The following is a 21,511-nucleotide window of genomic DNA, read 5'->3' on the forward strand; positions in this document are numbered from 1 at the left end:
GCCGCATCAGGCAGCGTCCGAGGGTCGACTTGCCGCAACCGGATTCGCCGACGAGGCCCAGCGTTTCGCCCGGCGCCAAGTCAAAGGACACATCGGCCACCGCACGCACATGGGCAACCGCGCGGTCGAAGACGAGGCCGCCGCGAACCGGAAAATCCTTGACAAGATGGCGTACGGAAAGCGCTGCCGCCGGCTTGGTTTCGACTTGAATTTGCTCCACTGCGCTCATGGGGCCATGCTTCCACTGTCCAGTTCTGCCGCCGCCAGCGAGGCGCTATGGAAGGGCGGCAAGGTCGTCGCGAAATGGCAGGCCGAGAAGCGGCCGCCTATGTCGTGCAAAGGCGGATCCTCGGTCCGGCAGCGTGCCTCGGCATAGATGCAGCGCGGATGGAAGGCGCAGCCGCCCGGCAAGCGCCCAAGTGCGGGTGGCGAGCCATCGATCGAAAACAGCCGCTCGCGGCTTTCCTCGAGATTGGGGATCGAGGCAATGAGGCCGCGCGTATAGGGATGGCGCGGGTCGGCGAACAGCTCGGATACGCCAGCCTGTTCGACGACACGGCCGGAATAGACGACCGCGACGCGGTCGGCATGACCGGCGACGACGCCGAGATCATGGGTAATCAGCACCAGGCCAAGGCCGAGCCGCTCCTGCAACGAACGCAGCACTGCCAAAATCTGCGCCTGCACCGTGACATCGAGCGCCGTGGTCGGTTCGTCGGCGATTAGCAAATCGGGATCGTTGGCGACGGCCATGGCGATGACCGCGCGCTGGCGCATGCCGCCGGAGAATTCGTGTGGATACTGGTTGACCCGGCGTTCGGGCTGCGGGATCGCCACCAGATGGAGCAATTCCACCGCGCGCGCCATGGCCTGCTTGCGGGTGACGCGCTGATGCAGCCTGACCGCCTCGGCGATCTGGGCGCCGACAGTCATCACCGGATTCAACGAGGACAGCGGGTCTTGGAAGATCATGGCGATGCGCGCGCCCCTGATCTTGCGCATTTCGCGTGACGATTTGCCGACCAGTTCGTCGCCGTTGAAGCGGACCGAACCGGTGACGACCGCGTTCTTCGACGTCAGGCCGAGCGCGGCGAGCATGCCGACGGACTTGCCCGAGCCGGACTCCCCGACAATGCCGACCACTTCGCCCTTGGCGAGGTCGAGGTCGATGCCGCGCACCGCTTCGAACTGATCGCCTGCCCGCCGGAAGCCTACCCGCAGGCCGCGTATGGACAGCAGCGGCTCACCTTTGCCCGCCTTGTCGACTGCACCCGGCGGCGCTGTAGATATCTGTGCGCTCATCGCTTAATCCGACCTTGGATCGAGAATGTCGCGCAAGCCGTCGCCGATGAAGTTGAAGCCGAGCACGATGGTGAGGATGGCGACGCCCGGACCGAAGGCGATCCACCATTGGTAGAAATGGACGGCGCCATCCGAGATCATCGACCCCCATTCGGGGGTCGGCGGCGTGGCGCCGAGTCCGATGAAGCTGAGCGACGCGGCAAGCAGCACGACCTGGCCAAGATCCATGGTCGCGCTGATCAGCACTGGGGTCCAGCAAAGCGGCAATATGTGCGTGAACAGCACGCGGCGCGGCCTGGCGCCGGCGGCGATCGCCGCCTCGACATGCTCACGCTCCTTCACCTCCAGCACCTGCGCCCGCATCAGCCGGGCATAGACCGGCCACCAGACCAGAACCATGGCGATGGCGGCATTGCCGAGGCCCGGCCCAAGCGACGCCGCGACGGCCATAGCCAGCAGCATCGGCGGGAAGGACAGAGTGACGTCGACAAGCCGCATGATCGCCGCACCGGTCAGCCCGCCGACGAACCCGGAAATGGCACCGAGCAGCGAGCCGATCACCACAGCCGAGACGACGACCAGAACCGCGATCGGCAGCGAATGCGCCGCCCCGTGCAAGGTGCGGGCGAGAACATCGCGGCCGAGAGCATCGGTGCCCAGCCAGTGCGCCCAGCTCGGCGGCTGCAAGCGGCGCGCGACCATTTCGAGCGGATCGAACTGCACGATTAAGGCGGCGAAGACGGTCATGAACAGCCAGAACAGGATGACGACCGTGCCGATGACCAATGGCGCGGTCAGCCATTCGGGAACAGCGGCGGAATGGGATTTGGTTGTGACCGCCGACATCAGCTCAACCTCACGCGCGGATTGGCCACCACGTAGAGGATGTCTGTGATGAGGTTGGTGACCAGGAAGGCGAGGCCGCCGACGATGGTGACGCCGATGATCGCCGGGAAGTCGAGCGCGCGCGCCGCCTCGACGGCATAGGAGCCCATGCCCGGCCAGGAAAAGATGGTTTCTGTCAGCACCGCGCCGGTGATCAGATAGGCGAAGGAATAGCCGATGACGGTCAGGGTCGGCACCATGGTGTTGCGCAACGCATGGACGATGACGACGCGGAATTCGCTCGCGCCCTTGGCGCGCGCGGTGAGGACGAACTCGCGGCTCATCACATCAAGCATGTTGGCGCGCACCAGCCGCGATATGGTGCCGGAAACCGTCCAGCCGAGGACGAAGGCCGGCAGAAGCAGGTGCCGGAGCGCGTCCTTGAAGACGGTCCAGTCGCCAGCCAGAAGCGAATCGATGGTCAGGAAGCCGGTTATGCCGGGCGGCAATGCCAGGCGGGCATCGACCCTGCCCGGCCCCGGCAGCCAGTTCAGCATGACGGAGAAGATGAACAACAGGCCGAGTCCCGACCAGAACACCGGCAGCGACGAGCCGAACAAGGCGAAGAGCCGCGCACCATGGTCGATCAGGCTGTTGCGGAAATAGGCGGCCAGCACACCAAGCACGATGCCGAGCGTGGTGCCGAAGATCATCGCGGTGAAAACCAGTTCGAGCGTTGCCGGCAAGCGGTAGAGGATGTCGGTGCCGACATTGCGCTTGGTGATGAATGAGGTGCCAAGATCGCCGCTCAGCAGATTGCCAAGATATATCATATAGCGTTCCGGCAAAGGACGATCGAGACCCCAGCGCGCCTTGGCGGCGGCCACCACTTCGGGGTTGCTCATCTGCTGTTCGGCGACAATCGCGGTCAGCGGATCGCCCTTGGTCACCGTGGTGATCAGGAAGGCAATGGTGACGATGCCGAGCACCAGAAACGGCATGGCGATAAGCCGGCGCAAAATATAGCGAGACACGTGGCTACCTTCACAAGGACGGGCTTCGTAAGATGGCACAGGGCGCTGGGAGATGCCATCGAGGGAAGCATATTGACAGGGAGGGAAAGCGCCTGTCAAATATAAATGGAATTTAATTTCATTTTTGGGAAAGCGCCGGCGACACCGGCCCGACAGGCGGACGACGACGCCAGAAAGACCTCAGCGTGCGCAAGCGAGCCACCAGGGACGAGACGGAGCTTGAAGTCGAAGGCGCGCAGCTTTCGTCGTCGCTGGTGCGCGGGCTCGGCATCCTGCGCGCCTTCCGCCCGGGCGATGCCTCACTCGGCAATCAGGACATCATTGCCCGCACCGGCTTGCCCAAGGCCACGGTTTCGCGCATCACCTATACGCTAAGCGCGCTTGGCTATCTCCTCTACGACAAGGACCTCGGCCGCTATAGCCTGGGACCAGCCACCGTGGCGCTGGGCTATTCGGCACTGAGTTCCAGTGCGGTCGTCCACGTCGCCCGGCCGCTGATGCAACCGCTGGCCGATCTGACGGGGGCGGCGGTGGCGCTTGGCACCCGCGACAGCCTCAACATGGTCTATCTCGCCAACTGCCGGTCGGAGAGCCTTGTCACGCTGCGCCTCAACCCGGGCTCCTACCTGCCGATCTGGAAGACATCGATGGGGCTGGCCTATGCGGCGGCCCTTTCACCTGAGGAGCGCGCTCGCCTTGTGGAGGCTTTGCAGGAGGCCGAGCCGGACAGGGCGGCGATGATCGGGGCGGCGATCGACGATGCGATCGCCCAGTATGCAGACAAGGGCTATGTGACGTCGTTCGGCGCCTGGCACAGCTATATCCATGCGGTCGGCGTGCCGTTCCGTCCGAGTGACGGCTCGCCGCTGGTTGCCATCACCTGCGGCGGCATCGGCGAGATCATCACGGAAGAGCGCGCGCATGCCGAGATCGGACCGGCGCTGGTGGCGATGGTGAAGGCGCTGGGCAGAGAGCTCGAGGGAAATCCCGGGTAACGGGATTGGCCCAGACGATCGGCCTCGCATGCCGGCTTGAACTCGCCTGATGGGGACCGCACAGTCGCAGTCGATGGTATGGCGGTCGCGTGCCGTCATCGTCCATCGGGTTGGGATGATCGGGAAAATAGGATGCCGATGAATTTTACAGGGCGGTTCAGCGGTCGAGCGGCGGTGATCACCGGCGGCGCTTCAGGCATCGGTCTGGCAGTGGCTCAGAGGATTGTCGAAGAGGGCGGACGGGTTTCAGTCTGGGATCGCGATCCGGCTCAGATCGAACAGGCCAAAGCCACCCTTCCCGGCCTCCACGGTGTTGCCATCGACGTCGCCGATGCGGCCGGCGTGGAACGCGCCAAGCAGTCGGCGATCGAAGCGCTTGGCGGTGTCGACATCCTGGTCACCAGTGCGGCGATCACCGGGCCGAACATGACGACCTGGAACTATTCGACCGAGGATTGGCAGAAGGTCATCGACATCAACATCAACGGCGTCTTCTACTGCAACAAGGCGCTCGTGCCGCACATGCTCGAGCGCAACTATGGCCGCATCGTCAACATCGCCTCGATCGCCGGCAAGGAAGGCAATCCCAACGCTTCGGCCTACAGCACCTCGAAGGCCGCGGTGATCGGCCTGACCAAGTCGCTCGGCAAGGAACTGGCCAAGACCAAGGTGACGGTCAATTGCGTCACACCGGCGGCCGTGCGCACCGCTATCTTCAAGCAGATGAGCCAGGAGCACATCGACTTCATGCTGTCCAAGATACCGATGGCGCGCTTCGGCGAGGTCGAAGAGGTGGCGGCGCTGATCTGCTGGATTGCCTCGGAAGAGTGTTCGTTCACGACCGCCGCCGTGTTCGACGTTTCCGGCGGCCGCGCCACCTACTGAGGCAGGACGCATCTCAATTCCGCGTGACGACGCAACGAACGGGAGCGTAGGGGCGTATAGTCTCAGGCGTCGAATCGACGTTGACGCAACAAAGCTATACGGGAAAGCTATGACACGGCATGACAGTTCAGCGTGCGTGATGACCTGCCGGTGCGGGGCAACTGGTTGGCGGTTGACGGACGCTGCAGCCATCCGGCGGGAGCTTGCTTCCTTTGCTTAGAGCCGAGCCTGCCGCGCTGTCCGACGACGAGCTTCTGGACCGCTATCAGCGCGCCGCCTTCGACTATTTCCTCGAGAACGTGAACCCCGAAAACGGATTGGTCGCCGACACGTCGCGGCCGAATTCGCCGGCCAGCATCGCTGTCGTCGGCTTCGCGCTGTCCTGCTACCCGATCGGCGTCGAGCGCGGCTGGATGGCGCGCGATGCCGCCGCGAAGCTGACGCTGGCCGCGCTGCGTTTCTTCTCGACCAGCCGGCAAGGCAATAGCGACGACGTCACCGGCCACAAGGGTTTCTACTACCATTTCCTCGATATGCGGACCGGCCTGCGCGTCTGGCGCTGCGAACTGTCGATGGTGGATACGGCATTGCTGATATCGGGCATGCTGGTGGCGGGCGCCTATTTCTCCGGTGACGATGACGAGGAAGCCGAAATCCGCCAACTAGCAGAGGCGCTCTACCGGCGCGTCGACTGGCGGTGGGCACAAGGCTCAAGCCCGACCTTGCGACAAGGCTGGAAGCCGAAGAGCGGCTTTCTCCACTATGGCTGGGAGGGCTACAACGAAGCCACGATCCTCTACATCCTGTCGATGGCCTCGCCCGACAGCCCGACCTCGGACAACAGCTACGAGGGCTGGACGGCGACCTATCAGTGGGAAAACATCTACGGCTACGACGTGCTGTATGGCGGTCCGCTGTTCATGCACCAGTTCTCGCATGCCTGGATCGATTTCGCCGGCATCCGCGACGCCTTCATGCGCGAGAAGAACTCGGACTATTTCGAAAACAGCCGCCGCTCGACCTATCTGCACCGCGACTATGCACGCCACAACCCTTACGGCTATGGCGGCTACGACGAGAACCTTTGGGGTCTTTCGGCGGGCGACGGGCCAGGCGGTTTTCGCACCAGCGTGGAGCGACAGCGCCGGCGGTTTTCCGGCTATGCCGCGCGCGGCGCGCCGTTCGGGCCCGATGACGGGACGATCGCGCCTTGGTCCTATCCGGCATCACTGCCTTTCGCCCCGGAGATCTGCTTGGCGGCGTTGCGCCATCTCGGTGATCGCTACCCCGAGGTGATCGGTAATTTCCGACTGCCGAGCGGTTTCAACCCGACATTGGCGAACCGGCGTAAATTCGGGAGGCACGGCTGGGTGTCGGAAGGCCACTATGGGCTGGATCAAGGCATCGTGGTGATGATGATCGAGAACCATCGGTCAGGGTTGATCTGGAGACTGATGCGGTCAAATCAACACATCCGCAACGGCCTGCGCAAGGCCGGGTTCAATGGCGGCTGGCTGTCTCAGCCAGCAAGCCCGGCGTCGGGTGGCGGCGATGTCGCGTGACCGGACCAGGACTACCGCCTTTCCTGTCGATCACAACGACATTGAGCTGATCAAGGGCGCCCATCCGCCGCACTGGAAGAACCCGCAGCCGGACGATCCCTACAATATCGTGGTCATCGGTGCCGGGCCGGCTGGGCTGACCGCCGCCTACGAAGCGGCCGGCCTCGGCGCAAAGGTCGCGCTCATCGAGCGCAACCTGATCGGCGGAACTTGCGTCAATGTCGGTTGCATCCCGTCGAAGTCGATCATCCGCACCGCAAGGCTTTATGCCGACATGCGCGATGCCGAGAATTTCGGCGGCGACATGCCGGACCGTCTTCACGTCAACTTTCAGCGCGCCATGACGCGGATGCGGCAGATCCGGCAGCGGATCAGCCGCGCCGATGCCGCCGATAGCCTGGCTTCCGAAGGCATCGACCTTTATTTCGGCGAAGCGCGGTTTTCCGGAAGGGACACTGTCACGGTCGCCGGACAAATCTTGCGTTTCAGAAAGGCGCTGATCGCGACAGGCGCGCGCCCGAGGCTGCCGACGATCCCGGGGCTTGCCGACGCCGGCTATCTCAGCAACGAGACCATGTTCGATCTCACGGAGTGCCCGAAGCGGCTTCTGGTCATCGGCGGCGGACCGCTCGGTTGCGAGGCGGCGCAGGCCTTCTGCCTGCTGGGCGCGAAGGTCATCCAGGCGCAGCGCGAACCGATGTTCCTGCCCGGTGAGGAACGCGATGCCGCCCAGATCCTTTCGGATGCGCTGGCGCGCGAAGGTGTCGAGGTTCGCCTCAACACCGAGGTGGTGGCGATACGAACGGAAGGCGACAAGAAGCTCGCCGACCTGGTGTGCGACGACATCACGACGACGATTTCCGTCGATGAGATCATCACTGGCATCGGCCGATCGCCCAATGTCGACGGCCTCGACCTGGAAAACGCCGGGGTGGCTTACGATGCCGACGGTATCAAGGTGGACGACTGTCTCCTCACCACAAATCCGCGCATCTATGCGGCGGGCGATGTCTGCCTCGCCTACAAATTCACCCACACCGCCGAGGCGACAGCCCGCATGGTCGTACGCAATGCCCTGTTTCTCGGACGCAGGAAGCTGAGCGAACTGGTCATTCCGTGGTGCACCTATACCGATCCGGAGATCGCCCATGTCGGCCTCTATCCGGCGGAGGCGCGCCAGAACGGCATCCCAGTCAAGACCTATACAGTGCTGATGCACGATGTCGCCCGTGCGGTGATGGATGGCGAGGAGGAGGGTTTTGTCAAAATCCACGTCAGGGAGGGATCCGACCGCATCCTGGGCGCCACGGTCGTTGCCAGCCATGCCGGCGAGATGATCAATGCGGTGTCGCTGGCGATCAAATCGGGCATCGGATTGCGTGCGTTGGCCGACGTCATCCATCCATTCCCGACGCAGGCGCAAGGCATCAAGATGGCCGGCGACGCCTATCGGCGGACAAGGCTCACCTCATCGTGGAAGCGTCTGGCGGGCCGCTGGTTGGCGTGGTCAAGGCGATGGTGACAGCAGCCTGCCGCAACTGGTGCATCTGACAATCAGCGACGATGCGGCGCTTGACGAAAGCCTCGTTCGGCTGAACAAGTCGAAGCCGATTGTTATGGTTTGGGGCCGTCGCGCATGCCGTCTGGAATGAAGCCTACGGCGCAAAGCCCAGAGTGCCCGCTTTGAAACCCGCGGGCGCACAACCGCTCGACGCTGTCTCCGCGGCGAAAGCCGGGCGACGTGTGCTGGTTGTGTCCCACGATCCAGCCTTTCCGCCGATCTCCGGCGCGGATCTGCGGAACTACCGCAATGCTGAGTCTGCTGCGCAATTCGGCCCGGTCTGCCTGGTGTCTGTGCTGCCGCAGGCGACGGAAACAACCGATCCGTCGATCCGCACCGAAGCCTTGTCGATCAAGGGAGAGGCCCGCTCCGCCTCGATCGGGTGGTGGCGTATAAGGGCGGAGCGTCGCATCTCGCGCGTCGCCTTGACGCGGCTGGAGACACTGGTTCGGGACTTCCGCCCGGACACGGTGGTGATCGAGGGTATCGGCCTGTTCAAGCTGCTGCGGCCTTTGCGGGCACTGACGAAACAGCTCATCCTCGACATGCACAATGTCGAGTCCGACCTGGCGGGACAGCTGCGGCACGTCGATGCGAAGCGGGCTGCGGTGGCGACGATCAGCGAGGGCCTTGGCATCAGGCGTCTCGAGAGAAAGGCGCTTGCCCTTGTCGACAGGGTCTGGGTCTGCTCGAGCCAGGATCGAGAGCGGCTGATGGCACTTTGTCGGCACAAGTTGCCGATCGATGTCGTTCCAAACGGAATTCCGCACGCCGGGCACAGCCCCGAAACGCTGCCCGCCGAGCCCGTATCCGACGAAGGCTTTCCGGTGATCCTGTTCGTCGGCCATCTCGGCTATCCGCCAAACGTCGATGCCGTCCAGAGGTTAGCCGGCTCCATACTTCCGCGCATCCGACTGGCCTTGCCGACCGCGACACTGATTCTCGCCGGGCGCAACCCGACAACGGCCGTGCAAGCGCTGGCAGGATTGCCTGGCGTGGAGCTCGTCGAAGACCCCGGAGACATGGCGCCGCTTCTGTCGAGAGCGCATCTCACCATCATCCCGCTTGCGGCAGGCGGCGGCACCCGCATCAAGATTCTGGAGGCGATGGCGTGGGGCGTGCCGGTGATCGCCACGCCTCTGGCGGCCGAGGGCCTGGACCTGGTCGGCGGGGAGGAACTGCTGCTGTCGGATACCGATGAAGGACTTGCCGAGACGGCTGTCGGACTTTGCCTGGATGCCGACCGCAGGGCACGGCAGCGCATCTGCGCGCATCAAGCGGTTTGGGCAAGGTTCGGCCCAGAAGCCATCCGCAATGCCGTCCGCGGCGGGCTGGGGCTGGACGAGGCTGGCACATGATCCCTCCCTCCACCAGATATGGAGGAGCGACGTCGCTCCACATCGCTTGCAGGAGCTCCGCTTCGCACCGCGTCCAACCGGAATTTCGTGGCCTGCCCTATCGGGATGCGTGCTGAAGCTCTTGCCGAATGGGGCCGAGATAGGTTTGCGGATGCAAGCGTCGCCAAACATGGTCCCGGTCGGTCAGATGCGCGACCTGCTCTATCCAGCGTCTCGGCGCATCGGGGTCCCTCACCTCATGCCAGTCGTCGACGATAATGACAGGCAGGCCCTGGTAGAGCGGGTCGAGCGGCGAGGTCCTGGTGACGACGATGCAGCCGAGATAAAACAGCTCCCATGTCCTATGGCAGTCCAGGCCGTTGCCTTCGGTGGACAGCACGAGCGGGTATTGCGAGTACAGTTGCCAGATCGAGCGCTGCGAGACGCGTTTCGTCAGGAAATCGACGTGCGGACATCCGCCCAGGGCATCAAGCAGTTCCCGGCGCTGCCTCGAGCCATTGCTGATGCTGAAATCAGAGAACAGCCTGGGCGGACGGCGGTCCACATTATCCTGCCGGGCGCGTATGATTTCCAGTTGCTTCACAAGCCCTGCCGGCGTGGCAAGAGACCTAGGCGTGTGAAGATCGAGCCAGATCGGGAAAGGCTTCACCCTGGGGTGAGTGCCATCACAATTCTGGCTGTACCAGGAGACCAGGAAAGGGTTGGCGAGAAGCTGGTCGACGGTGTCCTTCGCCAAATCCGACGGCACCGAAGCATCCCCATCGGTCGTCAGCAGCGTGAATGGTGCCGTAATCGTCGGCAGCACGATCCTGACAAACGTGTCGAGGTCGCAGGTTTGCGCATCCCTGGACAAGGTGCTCAGGCGCAGCCAGACGATGCCATGCGCGCCGCTGTAATGTTGGCGGAAAAATGCCTCGCTCTGCGTAGATGCAGTTGGCGCGTTGCGATACCAGCGCGGCCCGGCGAAATCGCAGAAATGCCCGATGCCCTGCGACCACAGCACGGGCGGAACGCCAAGAAACCTTAGCGCCCTGGAGTAGACGGCTCTTTTGACAGCCCTTCGAAACCTGCCCATCGGCAACTCCTAGCGCGGATGCCAATAGCGTTGCAACGTCCTGCCTTGCACCGCCTTGAGCCGAACCAGGGGCCAAAAATTTCGAACCGTCTGGCGGCATCGCAACTGGCTGACGATCTCGCCGGCTGCAGTGCCGCTGCCAACCCCCCGGCTCGGCCGGAGGCACACGGCGGTCTACAGACTTGATTGTGGCAAAGGTCGAAGTGCTTGCGGTTCAGCGCAAGACCGCACTTCTCAATCGTGCAATTCCCGCGATATCGGCGGACCGAGGGAGAAATCCGAGAACGTTACCTCAAAGCCTTCGCGTTGCGGCGAACAGCACATCATGCCGATATCGACCGTCTTCGAGGTCGGGAAATAGGCAAGCCGCACAGGCTTCCAGTGGCTGTCGGAAGCGTCGAGGTACTGGACGCGGATCGCCTCGGCGTGACGGGTCAACCGGATCCTGACGCCGTTCGGATCGGCATGAATGGCGACCAGCGACCAGTCTGACGTGTCGTTGGTGACGACGACGGAGAAATAGGCAAGGCCGTCGGTGTACTCGATACCGGCCTTGATCCAGTGCGTTTCGCTGAGCCGGACCATCAGCCCGGCCTGATCATAGAGGACCTCGTAGTCGCCCTTGACCGTGACTTCGGCGCTGAAATCGCCCTCGACAGGCCGGTGCAGGAAGTGGCCGTTGTCGCGCCAGAAACCGTAGAAGGTCTCGCGCCAGAAATCGGTCTCCTTGCCGGTGCGCACACGAACGCTATCGCCCTCGATGGCGTGGTGCGGCGGCGGGTTAAGCCAGGTCAGATCTTGCACTGTCATCCTTTCGCGCCGCTCCAATCCAGATGTGCATGGCGGTGTTGCCGGCATGGTCGGCAGTGACCGATCAGTCAGGCTGATCGGTCGACGGCCGATCAGCCTGCGAACGTATAGGCCGTCTTCACCGTGGTGTAGAACTCCGCCGCATAGTGGCCCTGCTCGCGCGGCCCATAGCTCGAGCCCTTGCGGCCGCCGAAGGGAACATGGAAATCGACACCCGCCGTCGGCAGGTTGACCATCACCATTCCGGCCTCCGAATTGCGCTTGAAGTGCGTGGCATGCTTGAGGCTCGAGGTGCAGATGCCGGAGGTCAAGCCGAAGGGCGTGTCGTTGGCGACGGAAAGCGCCTCGTCATAGTCCTTGACGCGAATGACGCTGGCGACAGGTCCGAAAATCTCCTCGCGCGAACTGCGCATGGCATTGGTGGCCTCGGTGAGCAATGCCGGCTGCAGGTAGAAGCCTGGCGTCTTGCGGTCGAGCCGCTCGCCGCCGAAGGCGAGCGTGGCACCTTCCCTGACGCCGATGGCGATATAGTCCTCGTCCTGCTTCAGCTGCGTCGCGTCGACGACAGGACCGATCTGGGTCTGCGCGTCGAGCGCATCGCCGATGACCAGTTTGCTCATGCGGTCCTTGAGGGCATCGACGAAACGGTCGTGAATGCCGTCAGCCACAATCAGCCTGGATGACGCGGTGCAGCGCTGGCCGGTCGAGAAGAAGGCGCCATTGAGCGCGCAATCGACGGCGATCGCAAGATCGGCATCGTCGAGCACGACCAGAGGGTTCTTGCCGCCCATTTCAAGCTGGAACTTGCGCATGTGTTCGATGCTTGCCGCGGCAACGCGCTTGCCGGTACCGACCGAGCCGGTGAAGCTGATGGCGTTGACGTCGGGACTGTCGAGCATCGCCTGACCGACGACCGAACCCTTGCCCATGACGAGATTGAGCACGCCCTTTGGCAGGCCGGCGCGATGCAGGATGTCGACAATGGTCCAGGCGCTCTCGGGAACCAGCTCCGCCGGCTTGAAGACGACGGTGTTGCCGTGGGTTAATGCCGGAGCGATCTTCCAGGCCGGAATGGCGATCGGAAAATTCCACGGCGTGATGATGCCGACCACGCCGACCGCCTCGCGCGTCATCTCGACGCCGACGCCCGGTCGCACACTCGGCACGACCTCTCCGGTTAAACGCAACGTTTCGCCGGCAAAGAAATCGAAAATCTGGGCGGCGCGAATGGTCTCGCCTATGCCTTCGGCCAGCGTCTTGCCTTCCTCACGCGCGAGATTGCGGCCAATCTCGTCCTTGCGCGCCAGAATCTCGTCGGAGGCCTTTTTCAGCACTGCGTGACGCGCCAGCGGACCGGAACGGGACCAAGCCGGGAACGCTGCCTTGGCCGCGGCGATCGCCTGCTTGGCCTGTTCGACACCCGCCGAGGCATAATCGCCGACGATGTCACCGGTATCCGAGGGGTTGATGTTGCGCGAACCGGCCTCGCCGACCCATTCGCCATCGATGAGGTTCTTTCGAAACAGCGTCATATCGTGTGTTCCTGCTTGTTGGCCGCGCGGGCATCTGTCTGAACTGGTATTTGCCAGACAATTGCCTCGCGGGAAAGCAAACAGTGAACCAGCAGCCGCGACAAAAATCCCCCCGCTTGCGCCGCGCGGATGGCGGGTGACGACATTGCCTCATCGAGCTTCGATGCGGCCAACATCCATGGTGCGTCGTCCGGCTTGGGCCGATTTCCTCTATACACTTCTGTCCATAGCCTTGATTTGCCTGAGGCAGCATGTCATGCGTCGTGCCGATGGCAGCTCTCGAAACGACGATTCAGCGCGCCGGCGCCACCGGCAATATCAAGGCCACTCGCGAAGACTGGCTGAAGCTTGCGCTCGAAACGTTGATCTCTGACGGTGTCGAACGCGTCCGCGTGCTGACACTTGGACAGAAGCTCGATGTGTCGCGTTCCAGCTTCTACTGGTATTTCAAGAGCCGGCAGGATCTGCTCGACCAGCTGCTGGATTACTGGCGGCAGACCAACACCAAATTCATCGTCGAACGCGCCAGGCGGCCATCCGCCACCGTCATTCGCGGGGTGATGAGCATTTTCGAATGCTGGGTGGACGAAAGGCTGTTCGATCCACAGCTGGATTTCGCGATCAGGGCCTGGGCCCGCCGCTCGCCCGCCATCCGGCGCGCCCTCGACGAGGCCGACGAGGAGCGTGTCAACGCCATCCGCGACATGTTCATGCGCCACGGCTATGAGGAAGAAGACGCGTTCGTGCGAGCCCGCGTGCTGTACTTCATGCAGATCGGCTATTACTCGCTTGAGCTCAACGAGCCGATGAGCAGCCGCCTGCCTCACGTCGCCGGCTATCTGCGCAGCTTCACCGGCCAGGAGCCTCCGGCGGAGGATGTCGAAGACTTCTCGCGCTATGTCGAGAAGACGCTTTCGCGCAACCGATAGTAAGGCCCGCTCGGCCGCCGCGGCCTGACGATTTCGCTTAGCGCATCCCAATAGCAAGCACGTTTGCTGCCGACAGCAGCAGAGGAGCCCCTCTGCTGCATCGGCGCAGAGCGGAGTCATGGGCCGCTCATTCCATCGCCTTTCCAAGCTCTAGACACATATGTACAATACCGATAGGGTTCGCCCCACTGAATGGGTGGAGTGCGACAGGATGAAATCCCAATACAGGGCGATCGTCATCGGCGGCGGCGTAGTTGGAGCCTCGGTGCTCTATCACCTGGCGAAGTTCGGCTGGAACGACGTCGCGCTGATCGAACGCGAGGTACTGACAGCGGGATCGAGCTGGCATGCGGCCGGCGGGTTCCATGCGCTGAACGCCGATCCCAACATCGCCGCCCTGCAGGCCTACACGATCGACCTGCTCTCCGAAGTCGAGAAGGAATCGGGCCAGAGCATCGGCATGCACATGACCGGCGGCATCTCGGTCGCCTCGGCGCCGGAGCGCTGGGAATGGCTCAAGGCCTCCTACCGCATCTTCCAGACCATGGGCATCGACGATGTCCATCTGGTCGGTGTCGATGAGATCAAGCAGCGCTGCCCGATCCTCAACACCGACGGCATGCTGGGAGGCCTCTATGCCGCGCGCGAGGGCCATATCGATCCCTCGGGCGTCGTGCACGCCTATGCCAAGGCAGCCAGGCTGCGCGGCGCCGACATCATCGAGCACAACCGGGTGCTGAAGCTCAACCGCCGCGCCGATGGCGGCTGGGACGTGGTCACCGAGAAGGGCACGGTGATTGCCGAGCACGTCGTCAATGCCGGCGGACTGTGGGCCAAGCAGGTTGGCAGGATGGCCGGCATCGACCTGCCGGTATCGCCGATGGAGCACCATTATCTGGTCACCGAGGCATTGCCCGAAATCCAGGTACTGGACAAGGAATTGCCGCTGATCGTCGATCTCGAAGGCTTCACCTACATGCGCCAGGAGCAGAAAGGCCTGCTACTGGGTATCTATGAGGTCAACCACAAGCACTGGAACATGGACGGGGCGCCCTGGGACTACGGCATCGAATTGATCCAGGAAGACACCGACCGCATAGCCGACGAACTGGCGCTCGGCTTCAGCCGTTACCCCTGCCTGGAGACAGCTGGCATCAAACGCTGGGTGAACGGGGCCTTCACCTTCTCGCCGGATGGCAATCCGCTGGTCGGCCCGGTGCGCGGCGTGCCCAATTACTGGGTGGCGTGCGGCGTCATGGCCGGTTTCCTGCAAGGCGGCGGCGTCGGCAGAAGTCGCTGGCCGAATGGATGATCCATGGCGAGCCGGAAGCCGATGTCTACGGCATGGACATCGCCCGCTATGGCGACTTCGCCTCCAACCGCGAATACATCAGGCAGACCACCGGGCAGTTCTATTCGCGCCGCTTCGTCATGAGCTATCCCAACGAGCAGCTGCCGGCGGGACGGCCCTTGAAAACGGCCGGCGCGCATGACGCGATGGATGCCGCCGGCGCGCGCTGGGGCAATTCATGGGGCATGGAAGTGCCGCTCTATTTCGCGCAGCAAGGCTTCGTCGAGATACCGACGCTGAAGCGCTCCAACGCCTTCGACATTGTCGCACAGGAATGCCGCAAGGTGCGCGAAGGTGTCGGGCTGCTCGATATATCAGCCTTCTCGCGTTACGAAATCGCCGGGCCGCAGGCCGAAGCCTGGCTCGACCGGCTGCTCGCCTGTGCGCTGCCCAGGCCGGGTCGCGCAAAACTCGCGCCGATGCTGGGTGAAAACGGCAAGCTCAAGGGCGACCTCACCGTCTTCAACTGGGGCGATGGCTCCTGGTGGATCATGGGATCCTACTATTTGCGACAGTGGCATATGCGCTGGTTCGAGCAGCATATGAGCGACGGCGTCACCGTCCGAGACATTTCGGACGCCATTGTTGGTTTCTCGCTCGCCGGTCCCAATGCGCGAATGCTACTTGAGCGCCTCACACATCAGGACGTTTCGCACCAGGCGTTCGGCTTTCTCGCCTGCAGGACGTTCGATGTCGGACTGGTGCGGGCGAAGGTCGGACGACTGTCGGTCATCGGCGAACTCGGCTACGAGATTCATTGCCGGGCCAATGAGCACATGGGCCTGCGCCGCGCGCTACTTGCCGCAGGCAGCGATCTGGGAGTCACCGAATACGGCTTCAGCGCGGTCAATTCGCTGCGGCTCGAAAAGAGCTTTGGCATCTGGTCGCGCGAATTCACGCAGGACTATACGCCTGATGAGACCGGCATGGACCGCTGGGTCGCCTTCGACAAGGGCGATTTCATCGGCCGCGAGGCGGCCCTGAAAGAGCAGAAGGCTCCATCGAGGCGCACGCTGGTGACGCTCGAAATCGACGCGGCGGATGCCGATGCCAGCGGCTACGAGCCGGTCTGGAACAGAGGCAGGCTGGCCGGCTTCGTCACCTCCGGCGGCTATGGCCATACGGTCGGCAAGAGCCTCGCCATGGCGCTGGTCGAGCGCGAAGCGGCCGATATCGATACGCCGTTGACAACCCACATCGTCGGCGTCGAAAGAGATGCGCGCGTCATCGGTTCGTCGCCATATGATCCACTGGGCAAGGCGATGCGGGCATGACCGATCGAACCGATGACGTCGGTGCGAAAGACCATTCGATGATCCACATTTCTTTCCGAACATCAGGCCTGTCCGGCACGTCATGACCACACGCTATTCCGCCCTGTCGCTGTTCAAGGAGGGCCTGGCTGGCCAGACCGGCTGGCAACCGGCCTGGCGATCGCCCGAGCCGAAGCCGTCCTACGACGCCATCGTCATCGGCGGCGGCGGCCATGGGCTGGCGACGGCCTATTACCTGGCAAAGAATCACAACATCACCAGGGTGGCCGTGCTGGAAAAAGGCTGGATCGGCGGCGGCAACACAGGGCGCAACACCACTGTGGTACGCTCCAACTACTATTATCCCGAAAGTGTCGAACTCTACGGGCTGGCGCACCAGCTCTATGAGGGATTGTCGAAAGACCTGAACTACAACGTCATGCTGTCGCAGCGCGGCATGGTCAATCTGTGCCACTCGACTGCCGAGATGGAGATCGGGGCGCGCACCGTCAACGCCATGCAGATCAACGGCATCGATGCCGAGCTGTTTTCACCTGACGATGTGCGCCGGGTGGCGCCGATCTATAATTTCTCAGCCGATGCGCGCTTCCCGGTGTTCGGCGGCATCTGGCAAGGCAGGGCCGGTACGGCGCGCCATGACGCCGTCGCCTGGGGCTACGCGCGGGCGGCGAGCCGGCTCGGCGTCGATATCATCCAGAACTGCGAGATCACCGATTTCATCGTCGAGGGCGGCCGCTGCCGCGGCGTCCAGACTTCGCGGGGCGCGATCCGTGCCGAGCGTATCGGCATGGCGGTGGCCGGGCATTCCTCGGTGCTGGCGGCCAAGGCCGGCTTCCGGCTTCCGATCAATTCCTATGCGCTGCAAGCCTGCGTGTCCGAACCGGTCAAGCCGATCCTCGACACGGTGGTGCTGTCGCCCGGCTGCGGCGTCTATGTCAGCCAGTCGGACAAGGGCGAGATCGTCATCGGCGGCGGCCTCGACCGCATCCCTTCCTATGCGCAGCGCGGCAATTTGCCGACGCTGGAGGCGGTGATTGCCGGCGTGCTGGAGATGTTCCCGATCTTTGGCCAGCTCAAGCTGATGCGGCAATGGGCAGGTATCGTCGACGTGGTGCCGGATTCCTCGCCGATCATCGGCGAATCGCCGCTGCCCGGCCTGTTCCTCAATTGCGGCTGGGGCACGGGCGGCTTCAAGGCCATTCCCGCCGGTGGCACGCTGCTGGCGCAATTGCTAGCGTCAGGCAAACACAACGACATCAGCCGCCCCTTCGATCTCGATCGCTTCGCCACCGGCCGGCTGATCGACGAAGCGGCCGGCTCCGGCATCGCGCATTAGAGGTTTGCCATGCAGCTCTTTCCTTGCCCATTCTGCGGCCCGCGCGACGAAACCGAATTCCACTATGGCGGCGATGCCGGCAATGTCAGGCCGGATGGCATCGACGTGCCGACCGATCGCTGGGCTGGCTACCTCTATCTGCGCGGCAACCCGAAAGGCACGGCGCGCGAGATCTGGGTCCACATGATTTGCGGCGAGTTCTTCGTCATGGAGCGGGACACCGTCACCCACAAGGTGCTGTCTTCGGCCGCTCTCGACGGGGAGCATGCCGCGTGACCGCCTCACGTCTTGCCACCGGCGGCAGCGCCATCGACCGCTCGCGCCCGATCCGCTTCAGCTTCGACGGAACCATCGTGCAGGGCTTTGCCGGCGACACCATCGCCTCGGCGCTGCTGGCGGATGACGTCGCGGTCGTCGGCCGCAGCTTCAAATACCACCGGCCGCGCGGCATCTGGGGCGCCGGCGTCGAGGAGCCGAATGCGCTGGTCGATCTCGGCGGCCCGCGGACGATGCCGAACACCCGCGCCACGACCGAGCCGGCGCGCGACGGACTGGTGGCGAAAAGCGTCAACGCCACGCCCAGCGCACTGGCCGACCGCAACGCCTTCCTGGACCGTTTTGCGCGCTTCATCCCGGCCGCGTTCTACTACAAGACCTTCATGTGGCCGGACTGGCACAGGTTCGAGCCGCGCATCCGCGCCATGGCGGGGCTGGGCACGGTCGATGCTGACTGGACCTCGCCCGGCATGGCCGACCAGATCAACCATCATTGCGACGTGCTGGTGGTGGGCGCGGGGCCGGCAGGGCTGGCGGCGGCAAGACTGGCGTCCGGTGCTGGCCTGACCGTCACACTGGTCGACGACCAGCAGAGCCCTGGCGGATCGCTCGGCCATCGTGCCGCGGAGATCGACGGCAAGCCGGCGGCCGTATGGGTCAAGGAGACGATTGCCGAGCTTGCCGCTGGCGGTCACCTCATCCTGCCTTCGACCACCGCCTTCGGCATTTACGACCACAATCTGGTCGGGCTGAATCAACGCCATTTCGACGGCCGGCCGGATACGCTGTGGCGGGTCAGGCCGCGCCAGATCGTGCTGGCGGCCGGCGCCATCGAGCGGCCGCTGCCTTTCGCCAACAACGATCTGCCGGGCATCATGTCGGCGGATGCGGCGTTCGCCTATCTCCGGCGCCACGCTGTGCTGGTCGGCCGCCGCATCATCGTCGCCACCAACAATGACAGCGCCTATGAGGTGGCGGGGGCGCTTGCCGAGGCCGGCGCCGAAGTCAGGCTTGTCGACATCCGGCGCAACGGCACGCCTGCCGCGCCGGCCAATGTCCGGTTGATCAAAGGGCGTTCTCTCGCATCCGCCAGCGGCAGACTGCGCGTCGACGGCGTGACGCTCGACGACGGCACGAGGTTCGATGCCGATTGCGTCCTGGTCTCCGGCGGGTGGACGCCGACCATCCATCTCTTCGGCCAGGCCAAGGGCAAGCTCGCCTGGAGCGATGCGCGCGCCGCCTTCCTGCCAGGCGATCCGGTCGATGGTATCTCCGTGGTTGGCGCCGCAGCCGGCGCGGTCTCCTTGTCGGAGGTGTTTGCTGGCGTGGGAAAGGCATTCGCCGGCAAGGAGAACTCGGCAACACCACGCAGCACCGGGCCGGAGGCGACGGGCGGCATAGTCGCGGCATGGCCAATACCGGGCTCTAAGGGGCGCATCTGGATCGATTACCAGAACGACGTGACGGTGAAGGACGTCGAACTGGCGGCGCGCGAAAACTTCGTCTCGGTCGAACATCTGAAGCGCTACACCACGCTCGGCATGGCGACCGACCAGGGCAAGACCTCCAACCTGCCCGGCCTGGCGCTGATGGCCGGTATCACCGGGCGTACGGTGCCGGAGGTCGGCACCACCACCTATCGTCCGCCGTTCACGCCGGTGCCGCTGGCAAGCTTTGCCGGCGCGCGCGTCGGCGAATTGATGGCGCCGGTGCGCCGGCTGCCGCTCGAAAATGTCCACCGTTCCAGTGGCGCCGTTTTCCAGGAATATGGCGGCTGGCTGCGCCCGGCTCACTATGGCGGCAACGGGGACGCGGAACGTTCGATCGCGGACGAGGCGCGCCGTGCCCGCCACTCGGTCGCGCTGTTCGATGGTTCGACCCTCGGGAAGATCGAGGTGATCGGGCCGCAGGCGGCCGCGTTCGTCGATTTCCTCTACTACAACACCATGTCGACGCTGAAGCCGGGCCGCTGCCGCTATGGCTTCATGCTGTCGGAGAACGGCGTGGTCTTCGACGACGGCGTTCTGGTCCGACTGGACGAGCATCGCTTCGTCGTCTCGTGCTCGTCCTCGCATGTCACTTTGGTGCATGCGCGGCTGGAGGAATGGCGCCAGGACCGCTTCGGGCGCGGCGCCGTCTACATCCACAACGCCACATCGGACATGGCGACGCTGACAGTTTCAGGACCGAACGCCCGAAAACTGCTCGAAGCGCTGGATCTCGGTCTCTCGCTCGGCGACGCCGATCTTCCGCATATGGCGATCGGTCATGGAACCTACGCCGGCAACGAAGTCCGCATTGCCCGCGTCAGCTTCACCGGCGACAGGAGCTACGAGATTTCGATCCGGGCCGATCGCGCCGAGCCGTTATGGGCGCATCTGCGCGAGGCCGGCCAGGCGCTCGAGGCCGTCGTCATCGGACTCGAGGCGCTGATGATCCTGCGGGCCGAGAAAGGCTTTATCGTCATCGGCAAGGACACTGACGGCACCACGCTGCCGCATGATCTCGGCGTCGACGGTCCGCGCGTCAAGCGCCAGACCGAGTTCGTAGGCCGCCGCTCGCTGTTCACAGAGGAGGCCTCGCGTGACAACCGCATGCAGCTTGTCGGACTAGCGGTGCCGCAAGGCGAAGCGCCGCTGGCCACCGGTGCGCATGGCATCAAACGGATCGACGGCGGATTGCACAGCCAGGGCTTTGTCACCTCGAGCTACCAGAGCCCGACGCTTGGCCGCGCCGTGGCGCTTGGCCTGATCGAGCGCGGCGCGGCGCGTCACGGCGAAACGATCGAAATCCAGCATCTCGGCAAGATCAGCAAGGCGACAATTACCGCCCCTTGCGCCTTTGACCCGGCAGGAGACCGGCTGCATGCGTGATCTCGCGGAAAAATGGTCTGTTGCACCGGACTGGCAGAGCGCGGCCATCACCACGCCGGGCCTTGCGATACGAGCCGTCCTCGACCTCAACCAGTTGATGGTCAGCGGCGACCTCGACGCGTGGACACGGGCTTCCAGCATCGGCGGGACTGGCGTGGGTGCCTTTGGTATCGCACAGGGCGACCGCTACGCGGCGCGGCTGGCGCGCGACCGGTTGCTCGTCGTATCGAAGAGCCCGCTCGCCATCGCCACGGGCTGGCATGCAGACGGGTTCGCGGTGACGGCGATCAGCGCTGGGTTGCAAATATTCGAGGCCGAGGGCATGGCGCTCGACGCTTTCATCGCGCGTGGAACGACGCTCGATCCCGCGAAGCCAAGTGCCAGTGCAGCACTTTCCTTCGCCGGCATCAGCGCCGTCGTCTATCGTCTTGACGGCAAGCTGCGCATCCATGTCGACCGCGGCCTTGCCACTTATCTCTGGACATGGATGGAAACGGCCGCCGGCAACATCGCGACCGGATCAGCCGACTAAC

General features: G+C 63.9%; 17 protein-coding genes and 1 pseudogene. 11 read left to right on the forward strand and 7 right to left on the reverse strand.

What is annotated here, in order from left to right:
- The 4 genes from EOB59_RS35870 to EOB59_RS02685 all read right to left on the reverse strand — a co-directional run.
- The coding region (locus tag EOB59_RS35870) for an ATP-binding cassette domain-containing protein (RefSeq protein WP_245486506.1) at nt 1-229 on the reverse strand (229 nt) is incomplete at its 3' end.
- The gene (locus EOB59_RS02675) at nt 226-1,302 is read right to left on the reverse strand and encodes an ABC transporter ATP-binding protein (protein ID WP_128287586.1); all 1,077 of its coding nucleotides are present in this window, start codon (nt 1,300-1,302) and stop codon (nt 226-228) included. The genes EOB59_RS35870 and EOB59_RS02675, both read right to left, overlap by 4 nt.
- 3 nt (nt 1,303-1,305) lie before the next feature.
- Entirely contained in the window at nt 1,306-2,148 is an 843-nt protein-coding gene (locus tag EOB59_RS02680) for an ABC transporter permease (protein ID WP_127276927.1), read from the reverse strand.
- Complete coding sequence (locus EOB59_RS02685) at nt 2,148-3,161, reverse strand: ABC transporter permease (protein ID WP_127808160.1); 1,014 nt, start codon at nt 3,159-3,161, stop codon at nt 2,148-2,150. Before EOB59_RS02685 ends, EOB59_RS02680 begins: the two co-directional genes overlap by 1 nt.
- A 185-nt stretch (nt 3,162-3,346) precedes the next feature.
- Between EOB59_RS02685 and EOB59_RS02690 the strand changes: the two genes are divergently transcribed.
- From EOB59_RS02690 to EOB59_RS02710, 5 genes are all read left to right on the forward strand, one after another.
- The gene (locus EOB59_RS02690) at nt 3,347-4,156 is read left to right on the forward strand and encodes an IclR family transcriptional regulator (protein ID WP_127808161.1); all 810 of its coding nucleotides are present in this window, start codon (nt 3,347-3,349) and stop codon (nt 4,154-4,156) included.
- Nucleotides 4,157-4,288: 132 nt separating this feature from the next.
- Entirely contained in the window at nt 4,289-5,041 is a 753-nt protein-coding gene (locus EOB59_RS02695; protein ID WP_127266933.1) for an SDR family NAD(P)-dependent oxidoreductase, read from the forward strand.
- Between the two features lie 212 nt (nt 5,042-5,253).
- Entirely contained in the window at nt 5,254-6,603 is a 1,350-nt protein-coding gene (locus EOB59_RS02700) for a glucoamylase family protein (protein WP_128287587.1), read from the forward strand.
- Complete coding sequence (locus tag EOB59_RS02705) at nt 6,593-8,125, forward strand: mercuric reductase (RefSeq protein WP_127808163.1); 1,533 nt, start codon at nt 6,593-6,595, stop codon at nt 8,123-8,125. The genes EOB59_RS02700 and EOB59_RS02705 overlap by 11 nt, the downstream gene beginning before the upstream one ends.
- 326 nt (nt 8,126-8,451) lie before the next feature.
- Nucleotides 8,452-9,522: a glycosyltransferase family 4 protein gene (locus EOB59_RS02710; RefSeq protein WP_245486507.1), complete on the forward strand. Its 1,071-nt coding sequence runs from the start codon at nt 8,452-8,454 to the stop codon at nt 9,520-9,522.
- Nucleotides 9,523-9,619: 97 nt separating this feature from the next.
- Here EOB59_RS02710 and EOB59_RS02715 read toward each other — a convergent pair whose 3' ends face one another.
- The 3 genes from EOB59_RS02715 to EOB59_RS02725 form a co-directional block, all read right to left on the reverse strand.
- Nucleotides 9,620-10,597, reverse strand: coding sequence for a hypothetical protein (locus EOB59_RS02715; RefSeq protein WP_128287589.1), 978 nt, complete (start codon nt 10,595-10,597; stop codon nt 9,620-9,622).
- Nucleotides 10,598-10,831: 234 nt separating this feature from the next.
- Entirely contained in the window at nt 10,832-11,407 is a 576-nt protein-coding gene (locus EOB59_RS02720) for a DUF1349 domain-containing protein (protein WP_128287590.1), read from the reverse strand.
- A gap of 92 nt (nt 11,408-11,499) precedes the next feature.
- Nucleotides 11,500-12,939 carry an aldehyde dehydrogenase family protein gene (locus EOB59_RS02725; protein ID WP_127266939.1) on the reverse strand — a complete coding sequence of 480 codons (1,440 nt, stop codon included), beginning with the start codon at nt 12,937-12,939 and terminating at the stop codon, nt 11,500-11,502.
- Nucleotides 12,940-13,208: 269 nt separating this feature from the next.
- Here EOB59_RS02725 and EOB59_RS02730 point away from each other — a divergent pair, with 269 nt between their 5' ends.
- The 6 genes and pseudogenes from EOB59_RS02730 (at nt 13,209) to EOB59_RS02755 (ending at nt 21,510) form a co-directional block, all read left to right on the forward strand.
- Nucleotides 13,209-13,868, forward strand: coding sequence for a TetR/AcrR family transcriptional regulator (locus EOB59_RS02730; protein ID WP_164748900.1), 660 nt, complete (start codon nt 13,209-13,211; stop codon nt 13,866-13,868).
- Nucleotides 13,869-14,079: 211 nt separating this feature from the next.
- Nucleotides 14,080-16,493 (forward strand): annotated as a pseudogene (locus tag EOB59_RS37290) (FAD-dependent oxidoreductase).
- Between the two features lie 82 nt (nt 16,494-16,575).
- Nucleotides 16,576-17,829, forward strand: coding sequence for a sarcosine oxidase subunit beta (locus EOB59_RS02740; protein WP_128287591.1), 1,254 nt, complete (start codon nt 16,576-16,578; stop codon nt 17,827-17,829).
- Between the two features lie 9 nt (nt 17,830-17,838).
- Nucleotides 17,839-18,105 carry a sarcosine oxidase subunit delta gene (locus EOB59_RS02745; protein ID WP_127272032.1) on the forward strand — a complete coding sequence of 89 codons (267 nt, stop codon included), beginning with the start codon at nt 17,839-17,841 and terminating at the stop codon, nt 18,103-18,105.
- On the forward strand, nt 18,102-20,978 hold the full coding sequence (locus EOB59_RS02750; protein WP_128287592.1) for a sarcosine oxidase subunit alpha family protein: 2,877 nt from the start codon (nt 18,102-18,104) through the stop codon (nt 20,976-20,978). The genes EOB59_RS02745 and EOB59_RS02750 overlap by 4 nt, the downstream gene beginning before the upstream one ends.
- Complete coding sequence (locus tag EOB59_RS02755; RefSeq protein ID WP_127395877.1) at nt 20,971-21,510, forward strand: hypothetical protein; 540 nt, start codon at nt 20,971-20,973, stop codon at nt 21,508-21,510. Before EOB59_RS02750 ends, EOB59_RS02755 begins: the two co-directional genes overlap by 8 nt.
- Nucleotide 21,511: the final 1 nt, after the last annotated feature.

The organism is Mesorhizobium sp. M7A.F.Ca.MR.176.00.0.0 (genome assembly GCF_004023165.1).
Classification (GTDB): domain Bacteria; phylum Pseudomonadota; class Alphaproteobacteria; order Rhizobiales; family Rhizobiaceae; genus Mesorhizobium.

Coding starts and splice junctions, on each gene's coding strand:
- EOB59_RS02705 (WP_127808163.1), top strand. CDS start 6,593: ATGTCGCGTGACCGGACCAGGACTACCGCCTTTCCTGTCGATCACAAC.
- EOB59_RS02695 (WP_127266933.1), top strand. CDS start 4,289: ATGCCGATGAATTTTACAGGGCGGTTCAGCGGTCGAGCGGCGGTGATC.
- EOB59_RS02755 (WP_127395877.1), top strand. CDS start 20,971: ATGCGTGATCTCGCGGAAAAATGGTCTGTTGCACCGGACTGGCAGAGC.
- EOB59_RS02725 (WP_127266939.1), bottom strand. CDS start 12,939: ATGACGCTGTTTCGAAAGAACCTCATCGATGGCGAATGGGTCGGCGAG.
- EOB59_RS02675 (WP_128287586.1), bottom strand. CDS start 1,302: ATGAGCGCACAGATATCTACAGCGCCGCCGGGTGCAGTCGACAAGGCG.
- EOB59_RS02715 (WP_128287589.1), bottom strand. CDS start 10,597: ATGGGCAGGTTTCGAAGGGCTGTCAAAAGAGCCGTCTACTCCAGGGCG.
- EOB59_RS02680 (WP_127276927.1), bottom strand. CDS start 2,148: ATGTCGGCGGTCACAACCAAATCCCATTCCGCCGCTGTTCCCGAATGG.
- EOB59_RS02730 (WP_164748900.1), top strand. CDS start 13,209: ATGGCAGCTCTCGAAACGACGATTCAGCGCGCCGGCGCCACCGGCAAT.
- EOB59_RS02720 (WP_128287590.1), bottom strand. CDS start 11,407: ATGACAGTGCAAGATCTGACCTGGCTTAACCCGCCGCCGCACCACGCC.
- EOB59_RS02745 (WP_127272032.1), top strand. CDS start 17,839: ATGCAGCTCTTTCCTTGCCCATTCTGCGGCCCGCGCGACGAAACCGAA.
- EOB59_RS02740 (WP_128287591.1), top strand. CDS start 16,576: ATGACCACACGCTATTCCGCCCTGTCGCTGTTCAAGGAGGGCCTGGCT.